The sequence below is a fragment of the Bacillus sp. F19 genome (assembly GCA_023823795.1).
In the GTDB taxonomy this organism is placed as follows: domain Bacteria; phylum Bacillota; class Bacilli; order Bacillales; family Bacillaceae; genus Bacillus_P.
The window spans coordinates 3,822,990-3,848,471 of the sequence record CP085710.1 but is presented as its reverse complement, the minus strand read 5'-3'; the positions used below and the strand labels follow the sequence as shown (position 1 = coordinate 3,848,471).

Genomic DNA, 25,482 nt, shown 5'->3' with positions numbered 1-25,482 from the left:
AAACAAGGATCTAAAGAGAGCTGGTGGAGCTGAGAACCGGTGGTCCCTTTTTAAGTGAACTCGCCTCTGAGTGCTGATTTGAAATTTAGTAGAATCAGCCGGGTGTCATTTACACAGCACTCGTTATTAAAAGAAAGCCAGGAGCTTTCATAAGGTGGTCTAATGCAGACCATGAACAAGGGTGGTACCGCGAAAAGTGTTTTCAAACCTTCTCGCCCCTTTGACTCACATTACACGTGGGCAATATTGGGGCGGGAAGGTTTTTTATTTTGAAATAATCAGATAAAAAAATAAGGCTTTAGATGATAGCGGGAAAAAGGAGGCAATAATCAATGAGTATGAAGGTACAATTGGATGCAAAGTCTGCCAAGTGTACGATAACGATGTCCGGGGCAATGATGATGATTGAAGCTTTAAAGCAGGAGAAAGTAGAGGTGATTTTCGGATATCCGGGAGGGGCTGTTCTTCCAATCTATGACAAACTCTATAACTCTGGCATGTATCACATTTTAACAAGGCATGAGCAAGGCGGAATTCATGCAGCTGAGGGCTATGCGAGAGTTTCAGGCAAACCTGGAGTCGTCATTGCAACCTCAGGGCCAGGCGCAACGAACCTGATTACAGGACTTACAGATGCTATGATTGATTCCCTGCCGCTGGTTGTATTTACAGGTCAGGTTGCATCTTCCGTCATTGGAACAGATGCTTTCCAGGAAGCGGATGTACTTGGAATCACAATGCCGATTACTAAGCATAATTATCAAGTCCGGGATGTAAATGATTTCCCGCGCATCATCAAAGAAGCTTTTCATATCGCAACAACAGGAAGACCTGGTCCGGTACTCATCGATGTTCCAAAGGATATGGCAGTAGCGGAAGGGATTTTCAACTACGACAATCCCGTTCATCTTCCGGGATACCAGCCAAAAACTGAACCGAATTATCTTCAGATCAGAAAGCTTGTCGAAGCAGTCAGCAGTGCTAAAAAGCCGGTTATTTTAGCCGGAGCAGGTGTGCTTCATGCTAAAGGAAGCGAGCAGCTGAAAGAATACGCCGAACAGCAGCACATACCAGTCGTAAACACACTGCTGGGTCTGGGAAGTTTTCCTGCAGATCATCCGCTCTTCCTTGGAATGGCCGGAATGCACGGTACATATACCGCAAACATGGCGTTATATGAATGTGATTTATTAATCAGTGTCGGTGCACGCTTTGATGACAGGGTAACAGGGAACTTAAATCATTTTGCCAAAAGTGCAACGATTGCCCATATTGATATCGATCCTGCTGAAATCGGCAAAGTGGTTGAAACCAAAATTCCAGTTGTTGGCGATGCAAAACTTGTTCTTGAAAATCTCATTCATCAAAACGGCAAACGAAGCCAGCATGATGATTGGTATGCAGCCTTACAGAATAATAAAAAGTCCTTGCCATTATGGTACAAAAAATCAGATGAAGAGCTTAAACCTCAGCATATGATTGAACTCATTCATGAATGGACAAAAGGAGAGGCAATTATTACAACAGATGTCGGTCAGCACCAAATGTGGGCAGCGCAGTACTACCGCCTGCAGCAGCCTAATCGCTGGGTTACATCAGGGGGGCTCGGCACAATGGGATTCGGATTGCCTGCAGCTATTGGAGCCCAGCTTGCTGAAAAGGATGCTAATGTCATCGCGATCCTTGGAGACGGCGGTTTTCAAATGACACTTCAGGAACTATCTGTTATCCACGAACTTAATTTGCCGGTTAAAGTGATTTTACTGAATAACGGAGTGCTTGGAATGGTCAGACAGTGGCAGGAAATCTTCTATGAAGAAAGATATTCGCAATCTGTTTTTCAATCGCAGCCTGATTTCGTGAAATTAGCGGAAGCATACGGCATGAAAGGACTGAAAATTCAGACTGAAGCAGACTTTCCGGCTTTCAAACAGGCTCTTTTATCAAATGAACCTGTTCTGATTAACGTAAATGTAAGCCAGATGGAAAATGTATACCCGATGATTGCTCCAGGAAAAGGATTACATGAAATGGTGGGTGTTAAACCGTGAAGCGAATTCTTACGCTGACAGTCAACAATCGCTCAGGGGTCCTTAATCGGATTACCGGTTTATTTACAAAAAGACATTACAATATCGAAAGCATCACAGTCGGGCATGCAGAAATTGAAGGCATCTCAAGAATGACCTTTGTCATTCACGTTGAAGACGAAAAAGAAGTTGAACAGATTACAAAACAGCTGAATAAACAGATTGATGTTTTAAAAGTACAGGATATTACGAATCAATCAATTGTCGCCAGAGAGCTCGCCCTCATAAAAGTCATTGCACCTCCAGCGACCAGAATGGAAGTTCAGGGTGTAATCGAGCCTTTCAGAGCAACAGTTATTGATATAAGCCGTGACAGCGTAGTTGTTCAGGTTACAGGCGAAGCAGAAAAAATTGAAGCAATCATTGATCTTTTAAGACCTTATGGAATCAAAGAAATTGCCAGAACCGGCACAACCGCTTTCCCAAGAGGAACACAGCGTTCTGCAAATGGCGCAAAAACATATTCAATCGTATAACTAATTGACATTAAAAGGAGAGAATGGACATGGTAAAAGTATATTATAACGGTGATGTTAAAGAGGAAGTTTTATCAGGTAAAAAGGTTGCGGTGATCGGTTACGGATCACAGGGTCATGCTCATGCACTGAACTTGAAGGACAGCGGAATTGATGTAGTAGTCGGCGTTCGCAAAGGAAATTCATTTAACAAGGCTGCTTCAGACGGAGTAGAGGTTACAACGGTTAAAGAAGCAGCAGCTCAAGCAGATGTTGTGATGGTGCTCTTGCCTGACGAACAGCAGCAAAAAGTATATGAAGCAGAAATCAAAGACCAGCTCCAGCCTGGAAATGCATTGGTATTTGCACACGGATTTAACGTTCACTTTAACCAGATTGTTCCTCCTGAATTTGTAGACGTATTTCTAGTCGCTCCAAAAGGCCCTGGACATCTTGTCAGAAGAACGTTTGAGGATGGTGCCGGTGTTCCTGCATTATTCGCAGTCCATCAGGATGTAACAGGCAAGGCAAAGGATCTTGCATTAGCCTATGCAAAAGCAATCGGAGGAGCTCGCGCAGGAGTGCTTGAAACTACCTTTAAAGAAGAGACGGAAACAGACCTTTTCGGAGAGCAGGCGGTTTTATGCGGAGGATTAACATCTCTTGTAAAAGCTGGATTTGAAACATTAGTAGAAGCGGGATATCAGCCAGAGCTTGCATATTTTGAGTGTCTGCACGAGCTGAAGCTGATTGTTGACCTTATGTATGAAGATGGAATGGCGGGAATGAGATATTCAATTTCGGATACAGCACAATGGGGAGACTTCGTATCTGGACCAAGAGTTGTAGATGAAAGAGTAAAAGAATCAATGAAGGAAGTCTTGCATGATATTCAATCCGGTAAATTTGCAAAAGACTGGATCATTGAAAACCAAGTCAATCGCCCTCAGTTCAACGCCATCAACAATCGTGAAAATGAACATCAAATTGAGGTAGTGGGGAGAAAGCTTCGTGAAATGATGCCATTTGTTAAGCCAAAACGGAAAGAAGTGGTCGCAAGTGCGAAAAATTAACCTATTTGATACAACTCTAAGAGATGGCGAACAATCAGCCGGAGTTAATTTAAATGCAAAAGAAAAACTGCAGATTGCCTTTCAGCTTGAACGTCTTGGTGTTGATATTATGGAGGCCGGGTTTCCGGCTTCCTCAAAAGGAGATTTTTTAGCTGTACAGGAGATTGCGAGAAGCATTAAAAATTGTTCTGTTACAGGACTTGCAAGATCATTGAAAACGGATATCGATGCTGCATGGGACGCACTGAAGGATGGTGCAAACCCGAGACTTCACGTATTCCTTGCGACATCGCCCATTCATATGAAATATAAATTAAAGCAATCTCCTGAGCAGGTAATTGAAACAGCTGTTGAATCAGTTAAATATGCATCGAAGTTCTTTCCGCTTATTCAATGGTCTGCAGAAGATGCATGCAGAAGCGAGCTTCCATTTTTGGCAAAAATCGTTGAAGAAGTGATTGCAGCTGGTGCAAATGTGATTAATATTCCGGATACGGTGGGCTATATTAATCCGAAAGAATACGGAGAGATTTTTCAATATTTGAAATCAAATGTTAAGGGCATTGAGAACGTTATTTTATCAGCACATTGCCATGATGATCTTGGAATGGCTGTTGCGAATTCCTTGGCAGCCATTGAAAATGGAGCAGGGCAAATTGAAGGTACTATTAATGGAATAGGTGAGCGTGCAGGAAATGCATCACTTGAGGAAATCGGCGTTGCCCTCCATATTCGTTCAGATTACTTTGGTGCAAAAACCAATATGAAGCTGGATGAAATCAAGAAAACAAGCGATTTAGTAAGCAAGCTGACAGGTATGATGATTCCGCCGAATAAAGCTGTAGTCGGAAAAAACGCCTTTGCCCATGAATCAGGTATTCACCAGGATGGTGTACTGAAGGAAAAAACGACGTACGAAATTATTTCTCCGGAGCTTGTAGGAGTCGGCACAAATTCAATGGTTCTTGGAAAGCATTCAGGCCGTCACGCATTTAAAAGCAAGCTGATCGAGCTTGGCTTCAATGTAACAGAAGAAGAATCTCTTAAAATCTTTAAAACGTTCAAAACGCTGTCTGAGAAAAAGAAAGAATTCACAGATGAAGATATTGCCGCACTTGTAATAGAGGAAAAAGCAGAAAGAAGCGAGGATATGTTTGAACTTGTATCCCTGCAGGTTCAGTACGGAACATCCCAGGTGCCGACTGCTACAGTTACTTTGAAAAACCAGGAGCAGCAGCTTGTGCAGGAAGCAGCAACTGGCGGAGGAAGTGTAGAGGCCATCTACAATACTCTTGAAAGGTGCACAGGTTTTTCTATTAAACTTCAGGACTATCGGATTCAATCAAACAGCAGCGGCCGGGATGCTTTTGCTCAAGTCTTTGTGAAAGTCATGGTCGGAGGCGCTGAATCCAGCGGCAGGGGAATGGCGCAGGATGTTCTTGAAGCCTCTGCGAAAGCCTATTTGAACGCTGTCAATCGAATTCTCATTTTAAAGGCTCAGGCCCAGGAAAGTCTAAAAGCTACTGTTTAATAAAATCATGAAGGAGGCAGAGATAAATGGAGAAGAAAATTGCATTATTGCCGGGCGACGGTATTGGAAAAGAAGTTATGGATGGTGCTGTGGAAATTTTAAAAGCGATAGAAGAACATTACTATCATCGTTTTCATTTTCAATATGGAATGATTGGAGGAGCGGCGATCGATGAAATGAATTCTCCGCTTCCGCAGGAAACGCTGCAAATGTGCAGAGAATCTGATGCAGTTCTGCTTGGTTCAGTAGGAGGGCCGAAATGGGATAAGAATCCGTCTCATTTAAGACCTGAAAAAGGGCTGCTTGCTCTTCGGAAGGAGCTTGATTTGTACGCGAATCTCCGGCCTGTTGAAACAGTTGAAAGCCTGCTCGATTCCTCTCCGCTTAAACGGGAGTATGTGGAAGGCGTCGACTTCATGATTGTCAGAGAATTAACAGGCGGCCTGTATTTTGGAAAACCGAGCGAACGGAATGTGAAAAACGGGGAGCACACGGTAGTGGATACTCTGTTTTATAAGCGGGATGAAATGGAACGCATTATTGAAAGAGCTTTTCAGCTTGCACAGGGAAGGAAAAAGAAAGTGACTTCTGTTGATAAAGCGAATGTTTTAGAATCAAGCCGAATGTGGAGGGAAGTTGCTGAAAAAGTTGCAATGAAATTCCCTGATGTAGAGCTTCAGCATATGCTTGTCGATCATGCAGCGATGGCGCTTATTCATAATCCAAAACAATTTGATGTGATTGTAACGGAAAATATGTTTGGTGATATTTTAAGCGACGAGGCTTCCATGCTTACAGGATCCCTTGGTATGCTGCCATCAGCTAGCTTGAGTGCAACAGGACTCCATCTTTATGAGCCCGTTCATGGCTCTGCTCCTGATATTGCGGGTGAAGACAAAGCAAATCCTGTCGCCATGATTTTATCAGCAGCTATGATGCTGAGACACTCCTTCCAAATGGAAGAAGAGGCGGAAGTGATCGAAAATGCTGTCAAACATGTACTGGATTCAGGCAAAAGAACGGCCGATTTAACAAGAAAAGGAGAAACACCGCTTTCTACTACCAAGCTTGTTGAAGAAATTAAAGCAGCACTAGCGGATGATCATGCCATTTTTAACATTATGGAAGCTTATGCATAACTTTTTCGGCGCTTTTCATCTATATGAAAAGCGCCAATCTTTTAAACTTTAAAGGGGGTATTCATTTGAAAGCCAGAACAATAGTAGAAAAAATATGGGATGATCATGTTGTCTGCCGGAAAGATGATCAGCCAGATCTTCTGTATATAGATCTGCATCTGATTCATGAGGTCACCTCCCCACAGGCGTTTGAAGGTTTAAGACAGAACGGAAGAAAGGTAAGAAAGCCTGAAAATACGTTCGCTACCATGGATCATAATATTCCAACGGTTAACCGATTTGAGATTAAAGATGAAGTTGCAAAACTTCAGGTAAGCGCACTTGAGGCCAATTGCCGTGAATTTGGAATCAGGCTTGCTGACCTGGGTAGTACAGATCAGGGAATTGTGCATGTAATCGGACCTGAGCTTGGACTTACGCTGCCTGGTAAAACAATTGTTTGCGGAGACAGTCATACATCTACACATGGCGCCTTTGGGGCCCTGGCATTTGGAATAGGAACCAGCGAAGTAGAACATGTGCTGGCAACACAAACGCTGTGGCAGCAAAAACCGAAAACATTAAACATCCATATAAACGGCTCCTTGAAAAAAGGGGTAACAGCAAAAGATGTTATTTTATATATAATCGGTTCTTTCGGGGTGCGCTTTGGAACTGGATATGTCATTGAATTCACAGGTGAAGCGATTGAAAAGATGTCCATGGACGAACGGATGACTGTCTGCAATATGTCAATTGAAGCGGGAGCGCGTGCAGGACTCATTGCTCCGGATGAAACAACATTTGCATATATTGAAGGCAGGCAATTTGCACCAAAGGGAGAAGACTTGAAGGAGGCAATTGCCTATTGGCAAAACCTGAAGAGTGATCCAGGGGCAGAATATGACGATAAAATCGCCATTGAAGCTGCCGATATATCTCCAATGGTTACTTGGGGAACGAATCCAGGCATGGCTGTAGCTGTTGATCAAAAAGTGCCGAACACAAGCATGTTCAATAAGGTTGAAGAGAAGCAGGAAGCGGAGAGAGCTTATTTCTATATGGGGCTTGAACCAGATACCAGGGTACAGGATATTGAAATAGATTATGTGTTTATCGGATCCTGCACAAATTCTAGAATAACAGATCTGCGTCAGGCTGCAGATGTTATTCTGGATAGACAGGTAAATCCATCTGTAAGAGCGATCGTCGTTCCCGGTTCTCAAAAAGTAAAGCTTCAGGCAGAAGAAGAAGGCCTTCATCATATTTTTATTAACGCAGGATTTGAATGGCGTGAATCAGGCTGCAGTATGTGTTTAAGCATGAATGATGATATTGTGCCTGAAGGGAAACGTTGTGCTTCAACGTCAAATCGAAATTTTGAGGGACGACAGGGAAAAGGGGCCAGAACACATCTTGTCAGTCCGGCCATGGCTGCAGCGGCAGCGATTTACGGCAGATTTGTAGATGTCAGAGAACTTACGGGAGGGATTGCAAGTGGAAGCATTTCAAGTGCACAAAGGTAAACTTGCTGTTTTAAACAGGTCGAATGTCGATACAGATCAGATTATTCCGAAGCAGTTCTTAAAAAGGATTGAACGGACCGGATATGGGAGATTTGCTTTTTTTGACTGGAGATATTTAAATGACGGCACAGAAAATCCTGAATTCGAACTGAATAAGCCTGAAGCAGCAGGTGCAAGCATCTTAGTTGCAGGAGAGAATTTCGGCTGCGGATCATCCAGAGAGCATGCTCCTTGGGCACTTGGGGATTATGGATTCAAAGTCATCATTGCTCCATCTTTTGCAGACATTTTTCATCAAAATTGCCTGAAAAATGGATTGCTTCCTATTAGAGTAGAAGAACATTTTCATCAGCAGTTAATGGAGAAGAACTCAAATCCTCAATTTGAGTGCACGATTGACCTTGAAAAGCAAGAAATTCGCGATGGAGAAACGGTTCTTTATACGTTTACGGTCGATCCATACTGGAAAGATATGCTGCTGAACGGACATGATGAAATTTCACTTACTTTCATGTATGAAGAACAGATTGCGGATTATGAAAAATCAAGAAGAGTCTGGATGCCGTAAATCCGGGCTCTTCTTTTCTTGTTTTCTAAACCGTCCATTGGTACACTTGTAGGCAAATAGCAAGCCGGAGATGATCCTATAATGATGGATGGAAAAAAACAGAGAAAAGTTATTCCCTTTCCTAACTTAAGCGAGCGTTTAGTTGATAAAGGATTGGAAGCGCTGAAAAATAAACAGTTTAAAGAAGCACTCTCCCTCTTTTATGAAGTGCTGGAGCTTGGAGAGGAAAGGGCTGAAATTCATCTCGGAATCGCATTATGCCTGATGGAGCTTGGAGAGCTTGAAGAAGCAAAGTCCGTTTGCCGAAAAATGCTCCACGAAGATATCGGAGACTATTTTACCGTGCTGCAGGTTTATTTGACGGTCCTTATTCAGCTTAGACAATACAGCGAGGTGCAGCAGACGATAGAGGCTGTGCTTCAGGAAAATCACCTGCCTCACGATCAGGCCGAGCATTTTTACAAGCTTCTTGATTTCAGCCGGAAGATGACGGAGGACGAAGATTTTCCGATTGATGATGACGAGGAAGATGAAAGCTATACAGAACCGAGAAATTTGCTTGATACGATAAATCAGCAGGTGGCCTATGTTCAATCCTTAAAAGACCGCAATGTATCAAGACACATGCAGCAGCTTCAATCTATCTTAAAGAATGCAGGAAGCCATCCTGTTGTTCAATCAATGATTCTTCATTTGCTTATGGAGAATGAGGTGGCAAAAGAAGTGAAAATTGTTAAGTTCGGCAAAACGATGTCGATGATTCCTGCAGAGCTTGAAGACCTAACAGAGCTTCCTTTTACCAAGAAAGTCCTGAATGTGCTGGATGATATTCTTGGTCAGGAGAATCCTGCTCTGTTTGAAGCAGTAAAAGAAGTATGGATCCGTCATTTGTATGTGTTATTTCCATTTTTGCCTGAACCTGCCGAAGCGAGGCTGTGGGCAGCTGCTCTTCATTATGCCGGCTATGAAATGCACGGCATTGCAGCGCCTGCAGAAGAAGTCAGCTATTTATATGAAGTAAAAGAAAATAGGCTTATTGAAGCAGCAAGAAAAATTTATGAAATAGAAGAAATTTCTTATTTGCAAATCTAACGTAAATGTTGAAAGGAATTTTTTCTATGTTATAATAAAATGGTTGTAAAATGATGATCAGCCGTATAAAAGGGAATGTATCCTTATGCGCGCAGACATCATACACTACACTGGCCGATTTAGTAAATCATCTACATAGGGGTATAACAAAGGAAGCACTTGTTTAAAATGGACAAGGCATACTTTGCCAAACCTAACCTAGATTATGTCACTATTTCAATAGATTTTTTGGAGGGAAACATATGTCTGCAAAATGGGAAAAGTTAGAGGGTAATCAAGGCGTTCTGACAGTAGAAGTTGATGCGGAAACGTTCAGCAAAGCCCTTGATGAAGCATTCAAAAAAGTATCAAAGCAAGTAAATATTCCAGGATTCCGCAAAGGTAAAGTACCACGCGGAATGTTCGAACAGCGTTTTGGCGTAGAGTCACTTTATCAAGATGCTTTAGATATCATTCTTCCTGAAGTATATCCTCAAGCAGTTGAAGAAGCTGGCATCGATCCAATCGACCGTCCTGAAATCGATGTTGAACAAATCGAAAAAGGCAAAAATTTAATTTTCACTGCTAAAGTTGTTGTGAAACCAGAAGTGAAATTAGGCGAATACAAAGGCCTTGAAGTAGAAAAAATGAATGCAGAAGTATCTGAAGAAGATGTGGATGCTGAAATTAAAACATTGCAGGAGCGTCATGCTGAACTTGTTGTTAAAGAAGAAGGCGCTGTTGAAAATGGCGATACAGTCGTAATCGATTTCGAAGGATTCGTCGACGGCGAAGCATTCGAAGGCGGCACAGCTGAAAACTATACACTTGAAATCGGTTCTGGCTCTTTCATTCCTGGCTTTGAAGATCAGCTTGTAGGCCTCGAGGCTGGCGGAGAAAAAGACGTTGAAGTAACATTCCCTGAAGAATACCACGCTGAAAACCTTGCTGGAAAGCCGGCAACTTTCAAAGTGAAGCTTCATGAAATCAAAGCAAAAGAACTTCCTGCTTTAGATGATGAATTTGCTAAAGACGTAGATGAAGAAGTGGAAAGTCTAGAAGCTTTAAAAGCTAAAACAAGAACCCGCCTGGAAGAAACTAGAAAAGCGGAAGCGGAAAACACACTTCGTGACTCACTTGTAGACAAAGCTTCTGACAATGCAGAAGTTGATATCCCTCAAGTATTGATCGAAAACGAAGTTAACCGCATGATGCAGGAGTTCGAACAGCGTCTTCAAGCACAAGGCATGAATCTTGAGTTATACTTCCAATTCTCTGGTCAAGATGAAGATGCATTAAAAGAGCAAATGAAAGAAGATGCTTCTAAACGCGTGAAGTACAATTTGACTCTTGAAGCAATTGTTAAAGCAGAAAACATCGAAGTTACTGATGAAGAAGTAGATGCTGAGATTGCTAAAATGGCTGAATTGTACAACATGCCTGTTGAAAACATCAAGCAAGCTCTTGGATCTTTAGAAGGATTAAAAGAAGATCTTAAAGTGCGCAAAGCAGTCGACTTCCTTGTTGAAAACAGCAAAGAAGCTGCATAATAAATAGGAAAGAAACAAGGCGCGAAATGATTCGTGCCTTGTTTTGCAAAATAGATTTATTTTTAATTGCATTGGGTACTATATAATTACCGGATGCTACATACATATATGGTTAAGAAAAAGATTCATTTTTTTGCGGGAGCAAGGATTTTGAAGCCAAAGAGCGAATTATATATACAAACACTCTAATCTGCACAGGCAGAGTGGTTTTATTTCCTGTACTCTACATACTTATGGTACAATGCAATACATACCAATTTTTCAGACTTTAACCGCTTCGGACCAGCGGTTAAGGTAAGTTGCGTGATATTCATTCCCATTACCTTTATACTTAGGAATAAGAAAGATAATCCATCCAGAGCAGCTTCTCCTATAGATGAAGATGTATGGGTACTTTGATGATACAAAGATATAAGGGGTGAAAACATGTTTAAATTTAATGACGAAAAGGGTCAGCTGAAGTGTTCGTTTTGCGGTAAAACTCAAGACCAGGTTCGTAAATTAGTTGCTGGACCAGGTGTCTATATATGTGACGAGTGCATTGAATTATGCACAGAGATCGTTGAAGAAGAACTGGGAACAGAAGAAGAAGTTGAATTTAAAGATGTTCCTAAGCCGAAAGAAATTCGCGAAATATTAGACGAATATGTCATTGGGCAGGAACAAGCGAAAAAGAGCCTTGCTGTAGCTGTTTATAACCACTACAAACGCATTAATTCCAACAGCAAGATTGATGAAGTAGAGTTATCAAAGAGTAACATCGCGATGATTGGGCCGACAGGAAGCGGAAAAACGCTCCTTGCTCAAACATTAGCCCGCATTTTGAATGTTCCTTTTGCTATTGCTGATGCTACATCTTTAACGGAAGCTGGATATGTTGGGGAAGATGTTGAAAACATTCTTTTAAAATTAATCCAAGCTGCTGATTATGATGTAGAAAAAGCTGAAAAAGGCATTATTTACATCGATGAAATTGATAAAGTTGCCCGCAAGTCTGAAAATCCGTCGATTACACGTGATGTTTCAGGTGAAGGTGTGCAGCAGGCACTTCTTAAAATTCTTGAAGGTACGGTTGCAAGTGTTCCTCCGCAGGGCGGACGCAAACACCCTCATCAAGAATTCATTCAAATTGATACTACAAACATCTTGTTTATTTGCGGCGGAGCCTTTGACGGCATCGAGCAAATTGTTAAGCGCCGTTTAGGCCAAAAGGTTATTGGCTTCGGCTCTGACAAAAAAGATGATGAGCTTGACCAAAAAATGCTTCTTTCAAAAGTGCTTCCGGAAGATCTTCTGCGTTTCGGACTTATTCCGGAATTCATTGGCCGTCTGCCGATTATTGCAAGCCTTCAGCCATTAGATGAAGAAGCACTGATTGAAATACTGACAAAACCGAAGAATGCTCTTGTAAAGCAATATCAAAAAATGCTTGATTTAGATGGCGTAGAACTTGAATTTGAAGAGAATGCGCTGATGGAAATTTCTAAAAAAGCAATTGAACGCAAAACAGGGGCGCGCGGACTTCGTTCTATTATTGAAGGACTCATGCTTGAAGTCATGTTTGAGCTTCCATCACGCGATGATATTACGAAATGCATCATTACTGCTGAAACAGTCACAGATAAAGTACCGCCTAAGCTGGTACTGACTGACGGCACAGTTATTGAAGAAGATACGAAAACTTCTGCTTAATATTGAAAGCCTTGCGGGATTATCCGCAAGGCTTTTTAAATTTGAAAGACTGCTTTTTTTATACATTAATATCGTAATTATAGTTAGGATAATCACGTTTATTCCGCAACACCCTCGGAGATACTAGCTTATAAACATGACATCGCAGTAGGAGGGACCACTATGAGCTGGACTGGAATTGCATTATTTGTGCAACTGTTTTTCGGGGTCATTATTGGCTTGTACTTTTGGAACTTATTAAAAAATCAGCGTACACAAAAGATATCAATCGACCGCGAATCACGGAAAGAGATGGAGCAATTAAAAAAGATGAGATCGATTAAATTATCGGAGCCTCTGGCAGAAAGAGTTCGCCCTAAAAGCTTTTCAGATATTGTAGGCCAAGAAGACGGAATCAAGGCGCTTAAAGCAGCCTTATGCGGACCCAATCCTCAGCATGTAATCATATACGGTCCTCCAGGAGTGGGCAAGACTGCGGCTGCAAGACTTGTGCTTGAGGAAGCGAAAAGAAATATGAAGTCACCATTTAAACCTGCAGCGGTTTTTATTGAATTAGATGCAACAACAGCTCGGTTTGATGAAAGAGGAATTGCAGATCCTCTTATTGGTTCTGTACATGATCCTATTTATCAGGGGGCAGGTGCGATGGGCCAGGCGGGTATTCCCCAGCCCAAGCAGGGTGCTGTGACGAATGCGCACGGAGGCGTACTTTTCATAGATGAAATAGGTGAACTGCATCCGATACAGATGAACAAACTGCTGAAGGTTTTAGAAGACCGTAAAGTCTTTTTAGAAAGTGCCTATTATAGCGAAGAGAATACACAGATTCCAAACCACATTCATGATATTTTTCAAAACGGACTGCCGGCAGATTTTCGTTTAATTGGGGCAACGACCAGAACGCCAAACGAAATTCCTCCTGCAATCCGCTCACGGTGTCTGGAAGTCTTCTTCAGAGATTTGGAGCAGGCTGAGCTTGCGGTTGTAGCAAGGAAAGCAGCAGTCAAAGTAAATATGAAAGTAAGCGAGCCGAGCATAGCAACATTAACTTCATATGTTAGAAACGGACGCGAGGTTGTCAACATGATGCAAATCGCAGCAGGCATGGCGATGACAGAAGACCGAACAGAAATCACGATGCAGGATATTGAATGGGTGGTAAGTTCAAGTCAGCTTACACCGAGATATGATAAAAAGATCTATGCGGATGCAAAAGTCGGTCTCGTCAATGGACTTGCTGTTCATGGTCCGAATTCAGGTTCCCTGCTTGAAATAGAAGTAACGGTCATTCATGCCAAAGATAAAGGCAGCATTAATATCACAGGTATTGTGGAAGAAGAGAGCATCGGAGACAGAGGCAAATCGGTCAGAAGAAAAAGCATGGCTAAAGGTTCAATTGAAAATGTCATAACTGTCTTGCGGTCAATGGGCATAAAAGCAGATGATTATGATATCCATGTAAACTTCCCTGGAGGCATACCTGTAGACGGACCTTCAGCGGGAATTGCGATGGCAACAGGCATTTTTTCGGCTATACACAAAATTCCAGTCGATCATACTGTAGCCATGACAGGAGAGATCAGCATTCATGGCAGCGTAAAACCGATTGGCGGGGTTGTGCCGAAGATTAAAGCAGCTAAGCTTGCAGGTGCGAAAACAGTCATTATTCCAGCTGAGAATATGCAATCGATATTAAAAACGGTTGAAGGCATACATATCATCCCGGTTACGAATTTGCAGGAAGTGTTCGATGCAGCGCTGCTTAATCCTCCAACTGAAGTGCCTGCGCCGATTACATCATTAATAAAACAAGACCTCGGGTAATCTCGGGGTTTTTTAAGTGATATATGAAGTAAAGAATTTTGCTCATTATTATCCAGCTCCATCGCCCAACTCCTCGACCAGAACAAATCTGGAAAAAAAGTCAAACCCGGACTTTTCTGCCGGATTCTTATCTGTCTGCCTGCACTAAACGGATGATTACGCTTTTTTATCACAAGGAAGTAATTTCTTTAGTCTTCTGAACGCGGAAAGGGTATACTACATAAGGTACACGGTTTTGCCGATGAGCTAGAATTGTACAAGAATGAACTCATTATATTATAATGATTGATACTATAGTCATGGAGGTGTATGAAAGTTGGCGAAAAAAGAAGAGAAAATCGTCCCCCTCCTACCTCTTAGAGGATTGTTAGTGTACCCGACAATGGTACTTCACCTTGATGTAGGACGCGAAAAATCCGTACAGGCGCTTGAGAAAGCGATGATGGATGATCATATAATCTTTTTAACAACTCAACGTGATATTTCAATTGATGAACCAACCGAAGACGATATCTTTCAAGTAGGAACATTAACGAAAATTAAACAAATGCTGAAACTGCCTAATGGAACAATTCGAGTCCTTGTAGAAGGCATGCAGCGGGGGAAAATCACAAAATATGTAGATGAGGGTGACTACTTTGCAGTAGGTGCCGACTCCTTAGAAGAGAGCACAGAAAAAGACGCTGAAGATGAAGCGCTCATGAGAACGCTGCTCGATCACTTTGATCAATACATAAAACTTTCAAAGAAAATATCCGGCGAAACCCTTTCAACCGTTACAGATATTGATGAGCCAGGCAGAATGGCAGACATAATCGCATCCCACCTGCCGCTTAAATTGAAAGAAAAACAGGAAGTGCTTGAAACTCTTGATATCAAAGAGCGGTTAAACCGTGTCATTGAAATCATTCACAATGAAAAAGAAGTACTTCAGCTTGAAAAGAAAATCGGCCAGCGCGTGAAACGGTCAATGGAGCGAACGCAGAAGGAATATTATCTCCGCGAACAAATGAAGGCCATTCAAAAAGAACTTGGCGATAAAGAAGGCAAAACAGGTGAAGTGGATATTCTGAGCGAAAAGATTGAGAATGCCGGCATGCCGGATCATGTCAAACTTACTGCTTTGAAAGAACTGGAACGCTATGAAAAAGTACCGTCAACCTCAGCTGAGAGTTCTGTCGTACGCAATTATCTGGAATGGCTTATCTCACTGCCGTGGTCTAATGCAACTGTTGACCGTCTTGATTTAAAACGTGCTGAAACGATTTTGGACGAAGATCACTACGGGCTTGAAAAAGTAAAAGACCGTGTGCTTGAATACCTCGCTGTACAAAAACTGACAAACTCTCTTAAAGGACCGATTTTATGCTTATCAGGACCTCCAGGAGTAGGGAAAACATCTCTTGCACGTTCGGTTGCTAAATCTTTAGACAGGAACTTTGTCCGAATCTCGCTTGGAGGAGTAAGAGATGAATCTGAAATCCGCGGTCACCGCCGAACATATGTCGGTGCAATGCCTGGACGCATTATTCAGGGCATGAAAAAAGCAGGAACCATTAATCCGGTTTTTTTACTGGATGAAATAGATAAAATGTCCAATGATTTCAGAGGAGATCCTTCTTCTGCATTGCTCGAGGTGCTTGACCCTGAACAAAATCATACGTTCAGTGATCATTATATTGAAGAGACCTATGATTTATCTAAAGTCATGTTTATTGCGACCGCCAATAACTTGTCAACAATTCCTGGACCACTGCGTGACCGGATGGAGATCATCACGATTGCAGGATACACGGAAATTGAAAAAATCCATATTGCCAAGGATCATCTTCTGCCTAAACAGCTTAAAGATCATGGATTGAAAAGATCACACCTGCAGATCCGCGAGTCAGCCTTACAAAATATTGTTCGTTACCATACCCGTGAAGCAGGTGTCAGAAGTCTTGAGAGACAGCTTGCAGCGATCTGCCGAAAAGCTGCCAAACAAATTGTTTCAGAAGAACGCAAGAAAATTATTATTACAGATAAAAATCTTGCTGATTATTTAGGAAAGAACAAGTTCCGATACGGTCAGGCCGAACTAGAAGATCAAATCGGAGTTGCAACAGGCCTAGCCTATACCACAGTAGGCGGGGACACGCTCTCAATTGAAGTTTCTTTATCACCTGGAAAAGGCAAGCTGATTTTAACCGGAAAACTTGGCGATGTCATGAAAGAATCGGCTCAGGCTGCGTTCAGCTTTATTCGCTCACGGGCAAAAGAGCTGAATATTGATGAGAATTTCCATGAAAAACATGACATTCATATTCATGTTCCAGAAGGCGCCGTGCCAAAAGATGGTCCTTCAGCAGGAATTACCATGGCCACAGCGCTGGTTTCAGCTCTGACAGGAAGACCAGTAAGAAAAGAAGTCGGCATGACCGGAGAAATCACATTAAGAGGAAGAGTTCTGCCAATCGGCGGATTAAAAGAAAAAACGCTGAGTGCGCACCGGGCAGGATTAACAAAAATCATTATGCCAAAAGACAACGAAAAGGATATTGAAGATATCCCTGAGAGTGTCCGCAATGATTTAACATTTGTGCCTGTATCACATTTGGATGAAGTGCTGCAGCATGCGTTAGTAGGAGAGAATGAATGAAAGTAACAAGTTCCGAGATTGTCATTAGTGCAGTAAAGCCCGAGCAATATCCAGATCTGGATTTGCCCGAAATTGCTCTTGCCGGACGATCAAACGTAGGAAAATCGTCGTTTATCAATAAATTGCTGAACCGGAAAAACCTGGCGCGGACGTCATCCAAGCCAGGCAAAACCCAAACCTTAAATTTCTATATTATTAATGAAGTGCTTCATTTTGTCGATGTGCCGGGCTATGGCTATGCAAAAGTTTCTAAATCGGAGCGGGATGCATGGGGGAAAATGATTGAAACGTATTTCACAAAGCGCAGACAGCTTTGTGCGGCAGTTTTACTTGTAGACCTTCGCCATGCACCGTCAAAAGATGACGTCATGATGTACGAGTTTCTCAAGCACCATGATATCCCGACAATTGTAGTTGCCACTAAAGCCGATAAAATTCCTAAAGGCAAATGGCAAAAGCATATGAAAGTTGTAAGAGAAACACTTGATAAGGACCCAAATGATCCGCTGATTTGCTTCTCTTCAGAAACTGGACAGGGTAAAGTAGAAGCGTGGTCTGCAATTGAGCATTATACAAATTTAAAGAAATAAGATGGAACCAGCCCCGCGGCTGGTTCTTTTTATAGGGGAAAAGAAAACCAGCCGCGGGGCTGCGGCTGGGAGTTCATCATTTAAATTCCTGGTCTTACATAATTTACTTTCTTTTAATAAATAATAAGTAAAAACCTCCAAGAATTAGCAGGACAGGCCAAAATTTCTGGATGACCTGCATCCCTTGTTCTACCCAGCCGAGCCCGTTTATAATCGAGTCAAATGAGTGGAGAAAAACGGCGAGCAGGAGTAAAATGAATCCTTGAAAATAGCCTGATTTGGTTTTTGCTGCCCGCAGCAGCATGCCGAGTCCGATTATTAAGGTAATGGCAGGTGCGTGCTCGGGCCAATTTGGAAAACGTTCAATGCTATGAAAATGAATCCCGAGTCCCAGTAAGAGTATGCCGGGCAGGATGGCGCTGTCATCTTGATCGAAGTGACCGCTAATCAGAAACACCAGCCCAAACAGGATGAGCAATGTTTGCCAGGACTGCTGGTTTTCAAACAGCTCGATTTGAAAGGTTTGCAGAGAGTAGTAAAATCCGATAGCAAGCAGGGCGAGAGCAGAGAAATTTGTCGATTTTTTCATTGATTTTCACCTCTAAATAGAACGATTTCCTTGATTGTAAGCACTTTTTTTGGTATTGTTCAAAGTGGACGAATATGTAATAGCTTTTGCTTTTAAATAGTATCATACCATAGACGAACAAGCTTTCAAGAACTGTTCACATTTAAAAAAAGAGAAAAATGCAGGTCATGGTATAATGGTAATAGTATTCTTGTATGTGGGGTGTATAGGATCATGCATATTTTAGTTGTTGGCTTAAATTATAAAACTGCCCCTGTCGAAATTCGCGAAAAACTAACGTTTAACCCGAATGAGCTCGGAGATGCGATGAAAGCTCTGAAAGACAAAAAGAGCATCTTAGAGAATATCATTGTTTCGACTTGTAATCGGACAGAAATTTATACCGTTGTGGACCAGCTTCATACTGGCCGTTATTATATTAAAGCATTTTTATCAGAGTGGTTTGGAATCGACAAAGATTCTTTTTCACCTTTTTTAACTATGTATGAAAATGATGGAGCAATCGATCATTTATTCAGCGTTTCGTGCGGACTCGATTCTATGGTTCTTGGTGAAACCCAGATTCTTGGACAAGTCCGGTCAAGCTTCTTGCTTGGGCAAACGGAAGACACAATTGGAACGGTTTTTCAGCACCTATTTAAACAAGCCATTACTCTTGCCAAAAAGGCACATTCAGAAACAGATATCGGTGCAAATGCCGTTTCTGTCAGCTATGCAGCAGTTGAGCTTGCAAAGAAAATCTTTGGTGATATATCTAATAAGCATGTTCTTATTCTCGGTGCAGGCAAAATGGGAGAGCTCGCTGTGCAGAATCTTCACGGAAGCGGTGTGCGCAAAGTGACAGTCATGAACCGTACACTTGAAAAAGCGGAGAATCTGGCGATGAAATTCAGCGGCAGTGCGAAAAGCATGAGCGAATTGCAATCTGCTCTAGTAGAAGCAGATATTTTAATCAGCTCAACAGGCTCAAAAGATTTTGTTGTTACAAAAGACATGATGGCCGGAGTGGAAAAGATTAGAAAAGGCAAACCATTGTTCATGGTTGACATTGCGGTGCCCCGTGATCTTGATCCGGGACTGGATGAGCTTGAAAGTGTCTTCTTATATGATATTGATGACCTGCAGGGAATTGTGGATGCTAATCTTCAAGAAAGACAAAAAGCAGCTGAAGAGATAGGAATTATGGTTGAAGGTGAAATTGTTGCCTTTAAACAGTGGCTCAGCACTCTTGGCGTTGTCCCAGTCATTTCCGCTCTTCGACAAAAAGCTCTTGGTATACAGGCAGAAACAATGCAAAGCCTTGAACGGAAAATGCCAAACCTGACTGAACGTGAATTAAAACTTTTAAACAAGCACACAAAAAGCATCATCAATCAAATGCTCCGTGATCCAATCTTGAAGGTGAAAGAATTGTCTTCAGCTCCTGATGCAGATCACACGCTTGATCTCTTCATGAAAATCTTTGATATTGAAGAAGCGGTAGAAGAGCAAAAACGACAAGAAAACTCAATTTCTTTAAGCAGCTCAAGATCACGATTTGATCAAGCAAAAGCTTCACTTCAATCGTAAGTGAGAGGAATTTGATTTATGCCAGAGATGAGTTTAACAAGAATCAATGAATTAATCATTATTATATATGCGTTTAGCGTTCTCTTTTTTTTCATAGATTTTATTCATAACAACCGGAAGGCAAACAAGATTGCCTTCGGGTTGCTTTCTATTGTTTGGCTGCTGCAAACAATTTTTTTGTTTTATCAAATGTTTACATCCGGAAGATTTCCAATATTAAATATTTCTGAAGGCTTGTACTTTTATTCGTGGGTGCTAGTTACACTATCAGTTGTATTAAACCGTTTTTTGAGAGTAGATTTTATTATCTTTTTTACAAATGTTTTAGGGTTTATTATGCTCTCTATTCATACATTTGCTCCTTCACAGTATGAATCGGCGGCAGTTTCTGGGCAGTTGATCTCTGAACTGCTGTTTATTCATATTACGATGGCGATTCTCTCATATGGCGCATTCACGCTGTCATTCGTTTTTTCGCTGCTTTACTTGATTCAATTCAACCTGCTTAAAAAGAAGAAGTGGGGCAAGCAATTACTGAGAATCGACGATTTGGCAAAGCTTGATCATATGTCATATGTATTAAATGTCATTGGAGTACCGATGCTGTTATTAAGTTTAATTCTAGGGGTTATTTGGGCATATTTAAAACTTCCAAATTTTCACTGGTACGATGCAAAAGTGCTTGGATCCTTTATGATGCTTCTCGTTTATAGTTTTTACTTATACAGCCGCATTGTGAAAGAGTGGCAGGGTAAGCAGGTTGCTTACTTGAATGCAGCATCCTTTTTAATTTTATTGATTAATTTCTTTTTATTTGGAAGTTTATCCCGGTTTCATATATGGGATTCATAATAAATGCACCATACATCAGGCTGAAATTTGGAGGTACTCATTATGCGCAAAATAATTGTAGGTTCTAGACGCAGCAAATTGGCTTTAACTCAAACGAACTGGGTGATCGATCAGTTAAAAAACATAGGGCTGCCTTTTGATTTTGAAGTGCGTGAAATTGTGACAAAGGGCGATCAGATATTAGATGTGACGCTGTCAAAGGTTGGCGGAAAAGGTCTTTTTGTCAAAGAAATTGAGCAAGCCATGCTTGACGGGGAAATTGATATGGCTGTACATAGCATGAAAGATATGCCCGCTGTATTACCAGACGGGCTGACAATCGGCTGCATTCCTTTCCGTGAGGATCCAAGAGATGCGTTCATTTCAAAAAACCATGTAAAACTTTCAGAGCTTCCTGACGGCGCAATTGTTGGTACGAGCAGTTTAAGAAGAAGCGCACAGCTGCTTGCGATGAGACCGGATCTTGAGATTAAGTGGATTCGGGGAAATATTGATACTCGTCTGGCAAAGCTTCAGCATGAAGAATATGACGCTATCATTTTAGCTGCAGCTGGTTTGGCCAGAATGGGATGGAGTCAGGATGTTGTAACAGAATTCTTAGATGCAAATGATTGTGTACCAGCAGTTGGGCAAGGTGCACTTTCAATTGAATGCAGAGAAGATGATCACGAACTGCTTGAACTCTTGTCTCATTTTATGGATGAAGCAACAAAGCTCGCTGTTCAGGCAGAGAGAACATTCCTCCACGTCATGGAAGGCGGATGTCAGGTTCCGATTGCAGGCTATGCTACAGTTGCTTTTGATAACGAAATCTCTCTTACTGCGTTAATTGCCTCACCTGATGGAAAAGAGATTTATAAAGAAAGAATCGTTGGAAAAGATCCAGAGGCTATCGGCAAAGAAGTATCAGACCGCCTGATCCGGCAGGGGGCAAAAGGCCTGATTGACCGAGTGAAAGAGGAGCTTGATCTATAATGGCTCCTGACCTCTCCGGGAAGAAAATTTTAATTACGAGAGAGCATACACAGGCGACCACATTTGCCGAGAAAATTATAAAGGCAGGCGGAGTTCCCATTGTTGCCCCGCTTATCCGTTTTGAAAAGGCAAAGAATGTAAAGCAAATCCATGAGATCATAGACAGCATTAGACCAAAGGACTGTCTTGTTTTTACAAGCACAAATGGAGTTGCTTACTTTTTTGACTTTCTGACAGAACATAAAATACATATAAGCAAATTATCAGAATGCACCTTTGCCGCAGTCGGCAGAAAAACAAAGAAATTAATAGAAGACAGAGGCTTCCCGGTCACCATCATTCCAAAAGAATATGTGGCAGAGCAATTAGCAGAGGAAATTGCAGCTAAGACTAGTACCGCACAGCATATTTTTCTGTTCAGGGGAAATCTGGCCCGTGATATATTAATCAGGAAGCTTACTCAGAAGGGCTTCTCCGTGACAGATGCCGCGCTGTATGAAACAATACATAATATAAAAGATGGACAAACAATCGAGCGTTTACTGAAGCAAAATGAGCTCGATTATATCACATTTACAAGCTCATCAACCGTAGATGCTTTTATGAAAGTAATGAAAAACAAGGATCTGGATTCGCTGCTATCTGGGGTTACTTTGGTAAGCATCGGACCAATCACGCACCAGACCCTGTCCAATTACGGATTTAAGGGGATTGTTTGTAATATATACACAATCGATGCCATGATAAATAGAATGAAAACTCATATTCAATCTGAAAGGAAATGAATACCTATGGATCTTCAATTTACAAGACACCGCAGACTCCGCACCACAAGCAGCATGAGATCAATTGTCCGTGAAACTCACTTGCATGCTGAAGACTTCATCTATCCAATCTTTGTAGTAGAGGGAGAAAAGAAGAGAAATGAAGTAAAAACAATGCCGGGCGTTGAACAGATTTCACTTGATTATTTGAATGCAGAAATGCTGGAAGTATCTGATCTGGGCATTAAATCGGTTATCGTGTTTGGTGTGCCTGATGAAAAGGACGAGGTCGGTTCACAAGCCTATCATGATCAAGGGATTGTTCAGAGAGCGATTACTCAAATTAAAGAAAACTTCCCCGATTTGGTTGTCATCGCCGATACATGTTTATGTCAGTTCACTGACCACGGGCATTGCGGCATTGTCAAAGAAGGCAAAATATTAAATGACCCCACACTAGATCTGCTTGCACGTACAGCCGTAAGCCAGGCAAAAGCAGGAGCTGACATTATCGCACCATCTAACATGATGGATGGTTTTGTTGCGGCAATCCGCCTCGGATTAGACGAAGCAGGCTTTGAAGATGTGCCGGTTATGTCATATGGAATCAAGTATTCAAGTGCCTTTTATGGCCCATTCCGCGATGCTGCTCACAGTACACCGCAATTTGGCGATCGCAAAACGTACCAAATGGATCCTGCTAACCGCATGGAAGCTCTCAGAGAAGCGGAATCCGATTTACTGGAAGGCGCAGACTTCTTAATTGTAAAGCCTGCTTTATCGTATCTTGATATCATCCGTGATGTAAAAAACAACTTCAATGTTCCAATCGTTGCTTATAACGTAAGCGGAGAATATGCCATGATCAAAGCGGCTGCACAAAACGGCTGGATTGATGAAAAAGCGATCGTGATGGAAATGATGATCAGCATGAAACGCGCGGGCGTTGATATGATTTTGACGTATCACGCAAAAGATGCTGCCCGCTGGCTTATGGAACAACACTAATCGTAAGGGAGAATTCTTATGCGCAATTATGAAAAATCAAAGCAGGCATTTAAAGAAGCGCAAGGATTAATGCCAGGCGGTGTAAACAGCCCGGTGCGCGCATTTAAATCGGTTGCGATGGATCCTATCTTCATGGAACGCGGAAAAGGCTCCAAGATTTATGATATCGATAAAAACGAATATATTGATTATGTTTTATCATGGGGACCGCTTATTTTAGGTCATACAAATGATGAAGTGGTTGAAGCGATAAAAAAGGTGACGGAATCCGGCACAAGCTTCGGTGCTCCTACATTAATCGAAAATGAACTGGCAAAGCTTGTAATCGACCGCGTCCCTTCAATTGAAGTGATTCGCATGGTAAGCTCAGGAACAGAAGCCACAATGAGTGCATTGCGCCTTGCACGCGGTTTTACCGGCCGAAACAAAATTCTTAAATTTGAAGGCTGCTACCACGGGCATGGTGATTCTTTATTAATCAAAGCAGGGTCAGGTGTTGCAACACTTGGTCTGCCAGACAGTCCCGGGGTGCCGGAGGGGATTGCGAAAAACACGATTACGGTTCCTTACAATGATTTAGAAAGCGTCAAATACGCATTTGAACAATTCGGAGACGATATTGCAGGTGTGATTGTCGAACCTGTAGCAGGAAATATGGGAGTCGTGCCGCCGCTTCCAGGATTCTTGGAAAACCTGAGAGAAATCACAACTCAATATGGATCTTTGCTTATTTTTGATGAAGTGATGACGGGTTTCCGTGTTGATTATGGCTGTGCACAGGGCTACTTCGGTGTAACTCCTGATATTACATGTCTCGGAAAAGTCATTGGCGGAGGATTGCCTGTTGGAGCGTACGGCGGGCGTGCAGACATTATGAAGCAGATAGCTCCAAGCGGACCAATTTATCAGGCAGGAACCTTATCCGGAAATCCGCTTGCTATGACTGCAGGATATGCAACTTTAAAACAGCTGACACCAGATTCTTATAAAGAATTTGGCCGCAAAGCAGATATACTCGAAGAAGGCTTAAAGGCTGCAGCGAAAAAGCATGATATTCCTATCACATTCAACAGAGCCGGCTCAATGATCGGTTTCTTCTTTACAAATGAAAAAGTAACAAATTTTGAGACTGCGAAAACATCCAATTTAGACTTTTTCTCGAAATTCTACCAGGAAATGGCAAATGAAGGTGTCTTCCTTCCGCCTTCTCAATTTGAAGGTCTATTCTTATCTACAGCCCATACAGATGAAGATTTGAATAAAACCATTGATGCCGCAGAGAAAGCTTTTTCTAAATTAAAGTAAGTAAGTGAAACCTCTGAAGAAGACAAAGTGTTTGCTAAGAAGTGAAATAAATTAAAAATGCACACTTCATTTCAAATATGAAATGAAGTGTGCATTTTTAATTTGATTTCAAACTCTCATAGTAAATCACATTGGCTTGGAGATAAACTCCGAGCCATTTTTTATGAATGATAGCAAAATTTACTTGCTAACTTACTTTTTGCACCTCACAAGTGAACCGTTAAGAAAATGTGCAGGTGTTTGTTTTTATTTCTCTTTATAACCGGATTTCCGGCTTAACCACTTGCTTGAAAAAATAATGGCGAGACCGATTAAGCCGACTACAGCCATCAGCCAGTCATCGACAATATTAAACCATAAAGGGATTTGAATTAAAAAGATCAAAGCAATAATAATAAAAAATAAGGGTTTCATAGAATCTCCTCTGTTTTTTCCTCTAGTATAGCAGGTATCTCATAAAATAAAAAAGAGAACTGTCTTTGGCTGAACTGCACCCCAATTGTTAGACAACATCTAACAATTGAAGGTGCAGTTTTTTTGACTAAATATACGATAGACGAAAAATCAAATGCAGTTTTAGAGTACTTAGAAGGGGAAAAATCCTATAAATCCATTGCTCAAGGAAGAAATGTAGGTTTATCCCCTCTGAAAAGATCTTCACCCTTGGCCTGTTTTACCTTGCCTTTTATTT

The 25,482-nt window shown here is 41.7% G+C and carries 21 protein-coding genes and 1 other annotated feature (1 of these 22 cut by a window edge); of the genes, 19 read left to right on the top strand and 2 right to left on the bottom strand.

Annotated elements, in window-relative coordinates:
* Nucleotides 1-223 (top strand) — a binding site (T-box leader) (it extends 32 nt beyond the left edge of the window).
* 109 nt (nt 224-332) lie between these two features.
* The 13 genes from ilvB (at nt 333) to yihA (ending at nt 17,729) form a co-directional block, all read left to right on the top strand.
* A complete protein-coding gene (gene ilvB / locus LIT25_19820; GenBank protein USK32813.1) occupies nt 333-2,051 on the top strand; it encodes an acetolactate synthase large subunit in 1,719 nt (572 codons plus the stop codon).
* Nucleotides 2,048-2,566 carry an acetolactate synthase small subunit gene (gene ilvN, locus LIT25_19815; GenBank protein ID USK32812.1) on the top strand — a complete coding sequence of 173 codons (519 nt, stop codon included), beginning with the start codon at nt 2,048-2,050 and terminating at the stop codon, nt 2,564-2,566. Before ilvB ends, ilvN begins: the two co-directional genes overlap by 4 nt.
* 29 nt (nt 2,567-2,595) lie before the next feature.
* Nucleotides 2,596-3,618 (top strand): ketol-acid reductoisomerase, encoded by a 1,023-nt coding sequence (gene ilvC / locus LIT25_19810; protein USK32811.1) that lies wholly within the window; start codon nt 2,596-2,598, stop codon nt 3,616-3,618.
* Nucleotides 3,605-5,149, top strand: a complete 1,545-nt coding sequence (locus LIT25_19805; protein ID USK32810.1) for a 2-isopropylmalate synthase — start codon at nt 3,605-3,607, stop codon at nt 5,147-5,149. Before ilvC ends, LIT25_19805 begins: the two co-directional genes overlap by 14 nt.
* A 26-nt stretch (nt 5,150-5,175) precedes the next feature.
* Nucleotides 5,176-6,288 (top strand): 3-isopropylmalate dehydrogenase, encoded by a 1,113-nt coding sequence (gene leuB, locus LIT25_19800; GenBank protein ID USK32809.1) that lies wholly within the window; start codon nt 5,176-5,178, stop codon nt 6,286-6,288.
* 65 nt (nt 6,289-6,353) lie between these two features.
* Nucleotides 6,354-7,793, top strand: coding sequence for a 3-isopropylmalate dehydratase large subunit (gene leuC / locus LIT25_19795; GenBank protein USK32808.1), 1,440 nt, complete (start codon nt 6,354-6,356; stop codon nt 7,791-7,793).
* Entirely contained in the window at nt 7,765-8,361 is a 597-nt protein-coding gene (gene leuD / locus LIT25_19790; protein ID USK32807.1) for a 3-isopropylmalate dehydratase small subunit, read from the top strand. The genes leuC and leuD overlap by 29 nt, the downstream gene beginning before the upstream one ends.
* A gap of 81 nt (nt 8,362-8,442) precedes the next feature.
* Nucleotides 8,443-9,453: a tetratricopeptide repeat protein gene (locus LIT25_19785; protein USK32806.1), complete on the top strand. Its 1,011-nt coding sequence runs from the start codon at nt 8,443-8,445 to the stop codon at nt 9,451-9,453.
* Between the two features lie 242 nt (nt 9,454-9,695).
* Nucleotides 9,696-10,982 carry a trigger factor gene (tig, locus tag LIT25_19780; protein ID USK32805.1) on the top strand — a complete coding sequence of 429 codons (1,287 nt, stop codon included), beginning with the start codon at nt 9,696-9,698 and terminating at the stop codon, nt 10,980-10,982.
* Between the two features lie 426 nt (nt 10,983-11,408).
* Nucleotides 11,409-12,674: an ATP-dependent protease ATP-binding subunit ClpX gene (gene clpX, locus LIT25_19775; protein USK32804.1), complete on the top strand. Its 1,266-nt coding sequence runs from the start codon at nt 11,409-11,411 to the stop codon at nt 12,672-12,674.
* A 162-nt stretch (nt 12,675-12,836) separates the two neighbouring features.
* The gene (gene lonB, locus LIT25_19770; GenBank protein USK32803.1) at nt 12,837-14,498 is read left to right on the top strand and encodes an ATP-dependent protease LonB; all 1,662 of its coding nucleotides are present in this window, start codon (nt 12,837-12,839) and stop codon (nt 14,496-14,498) included.
* A gap of 316 nt (nt 14,499-14,814) precedes the next feature.
* Nucleotides 14,815-17,139 carry an endopeptidase La gene (gene lon / locus LIT25_19765; protein ID USK32802.1) on the top strand — a complete coding sequence of 775 codons (2,325 nt, stop codon included), beginning with the start codon at nt 14,815-14,817 and terminating at the stop codon, nt 17,137-17,139.
* On the top strand, nt 17,136-17,729 hold the full coding sequence (yihA, locus tag LIT25_19760) for a ribosome biogenesis GTP-binding protein YihA/YsxC (GenBank protein USK32801.1): 594 nt from the start codon (nt 17,136-17,138) through the stop codon (nt 17,727-17,729). Before lon ends, yihA begins: the two co-directional genes overlap by 4 nt.
* A 103-nt stretch (nt 17,730-17,832) precedes the next feature.
* Here yihA and LIT25_19755 read toward each other — a convergent pair whose 3' ends face one another.
* Nucleotides 17,833-18,318: a DUF5668 domain-containing protein gene (locus tag LIT25_19755; GenBank protein ID USK32800.1), complete on the bottom strand. Its 486-nt coding sequence runs from the start codon at nt 18,316-18,318 to the stop codon at nt 17,833-17,835.
* A 213-nt stretch (nt 18,319-18,531) separates the two neighbouring features.
* On the opposite strand from LIT25_19755, the gene hemA reads away from it, so the two are divergent.
* Genes hemA through hemL form a run of 6 tightly spaced genes read left to right on the top strand, consistent with a single transcriptional unit; the run spans nt 18,532 to nt 24,791 of the window.
* On the top strand, nt 18,532-19,887 hold the full coding sequence (gene hemA, locus LIT25_19750) for a glutamyl-tRNA reductase (GenBank protein ID USK32799.1): 1,356 nt from the start codon (nt 18,532-18,534) through the stop codon (nt 19,885-19,887).
* Nucleotides 19,888-19,905: 18 nt separating this feature from the next.
* Complete coding sequence (locus LIT25_19745; GenBank protein USK32798.1) at nt 19,906-20,739, top strand: cytochrome c biogenesis protein; 834 nt, start codon at nt 19,906-19,908, stop codon at nt 20,737-20,739.
* A gap of 42 nt (nt 20,740-20,781) precedes the next feature.
* A complete protein-coding gene (hemC, locus tag LIT25_19740) occupies nt 20,782-21,714 on the top strand; it encodes a hydroxymethylbilane synthase (GenBank protein USK32797.1) in 933 nt (310 codons plus the stop codon).
* Nucleotides 21,714-22,499: a uroporphyrinogen-III synthase gene (locus tag LIT25_19735; GenBank protein USK32796.1), complete on the top strand. Its 786-nt coding sequence runs from the start codon at nt 21,714-21,716 to the stop codon at nt 22,497-22,499. The genes hemC and LIT25_19735 overlap by 1 nt, the downstream gene beginning before the upstream one ends.
* 6 nt (nt 22,500-22,505) lie before the next feature.
* Nucleotides 22,506-23,486 carry a porphobilinogen synthase gene (hemB, locus tag LIT25_19730; GenBank protein ID USK32795.1) on the top strand — a complete coding sequence of 327 codons (981 nt, stop codon included), beginning with the start codon at nt 22,506-22,508 and terminating at the stop codon, nt 23,484-23,486.
* 18 nt (nt 23,487-23,504) lie between these two features.
* Nucleotides 23,505-24,791 carry a glutamate-1-semialdehyde 2,1-aminomutase gene (hemL, locus tag LIT25_19725; protein USK32794.1) on the top strand — a complete coding sequence of 429 codons (1,287 nt, stop codon included), beginning with the start codon at nt 23,505-23,507 and terminating at the stop codon, nt 24,789-24,791.
* A 246-nt stretch (nt 24,792-25,037) separates the two neighbouring features.
* Here the strand turns inward: hemL and LIT25_19720 are convergent, their stop codons facing one another.
* Entirely contained in the window at nt 25,038-25,205 is a 168-nt protein-coding gene (locus LIT25_19720; GenBank protein ID USK32793.1) for a hypothetical protein, read from the bottom strand.
* Nucleotides 25,206-25,482: the final 277 nt, after the last annotated feature.

Bases quoted from the DNA above. Each gene is read 5' to 3' on its own strand.
- ilvB (USK32813.1), top strand. From the start codon at position 333: ATGAGTATGAAGGTACAATTGGATGCAAAGTCTGCCAAGTGTACGATA.
- ilvC (USK32811.1), top strand. From the start codon at position 2,596: ATGGTAAAAGTATATTATAACGGTGATGTTAAAGAGGAAGTTTTATCA.
- leuB (USK32809.1), top strand. From the start codon at position 5,176: ATGGAGAAGAAAATTGCATTATTGCCGGGCGACGGTATTGGAAAAGAA.
- LIT25_19785 (USK32806.1), top strand. From the start codon at position 8,443: ATGATGGATGGAAAAAAACAGAGAAAAGTTATTCCCTTTCCTAACTTA.
- tig (USK32805.1), top strand. From the start codon at position 9,696: ATGTCTGCAAAATGGGAAAAGTTAGAGGGTAATCAAGGCGTTCTGACA.
- clpX (USK32804.1), top strand. From the start codon at position 11,409: ATGTTTAAATTTAATGACGAAAAGGGTCAGCTGAAGTGTTCGTTTTGC.
- lonB (USK32803.1), top strand. From the start codon at position 12,837: ATGAGCTGGACTGGAATTGCATTATTTGTGCAACTGTTTTTCGGGGTC.
- yihA (USK32801.1), top strand. From the start codon at position 17,136: ATGAAAGTAACAAGTTCCGAGATTGTCATTAGTGCAGTAAAGCCCGAG.
- LIT25_19755 (USK32800.1), bottom strand. From the start codon at position 18,318: ATGAAAAAATCGACAAATTTCTCTGCTCTCGCCCTGCTTGCTATCGGA.
- hemA (USK32799.1), top strand. From the start codon at position 18,532: ATGCATATTTTAGTTGTTGGCTTAAATTATAAAACTGCCCCTGTCGAA.
- LIT25_19745 (USK32798.1), top strand. From the start codon at position 19,906: ATGCCAGAGATGAGTTTAACAAGAATCAATGAATTAATCATTATTATA.
- hemC (USK32797.1), top strand. From the start codon at position 20,782: ATGCGCAAAATAATTGTAGGTTCTAGACGCAGCAAATTGGCTTTAACT.
- LIT25_19735 (USK32796.1), top strand. From the start codon at position 21,714: ATGGCTCCTGACCTCTCCGGGAAGAAAATTTTAATTACGAGAGAGCAT.
- hemB (USK32795.1), top strand. From the start codon at position 22,506: ATGGATCTTCAATTTACAAGACACCGCAGACTCCGCACCACAAGCAGC.
- hemL (USK32794.1), top strand. From the start codon at position 23,505: ATGCGCAATTATGAAAAATCAAAGCAGGCATTTAAAGAAGCGCAAGGA.
- LIT25_19720 (USK32793.1), bottom strand. From the start codon at position 25,205: ATGAAACCCTTATTTTTTATTATTATTGCTTTGATCTTTTTAATTCAA.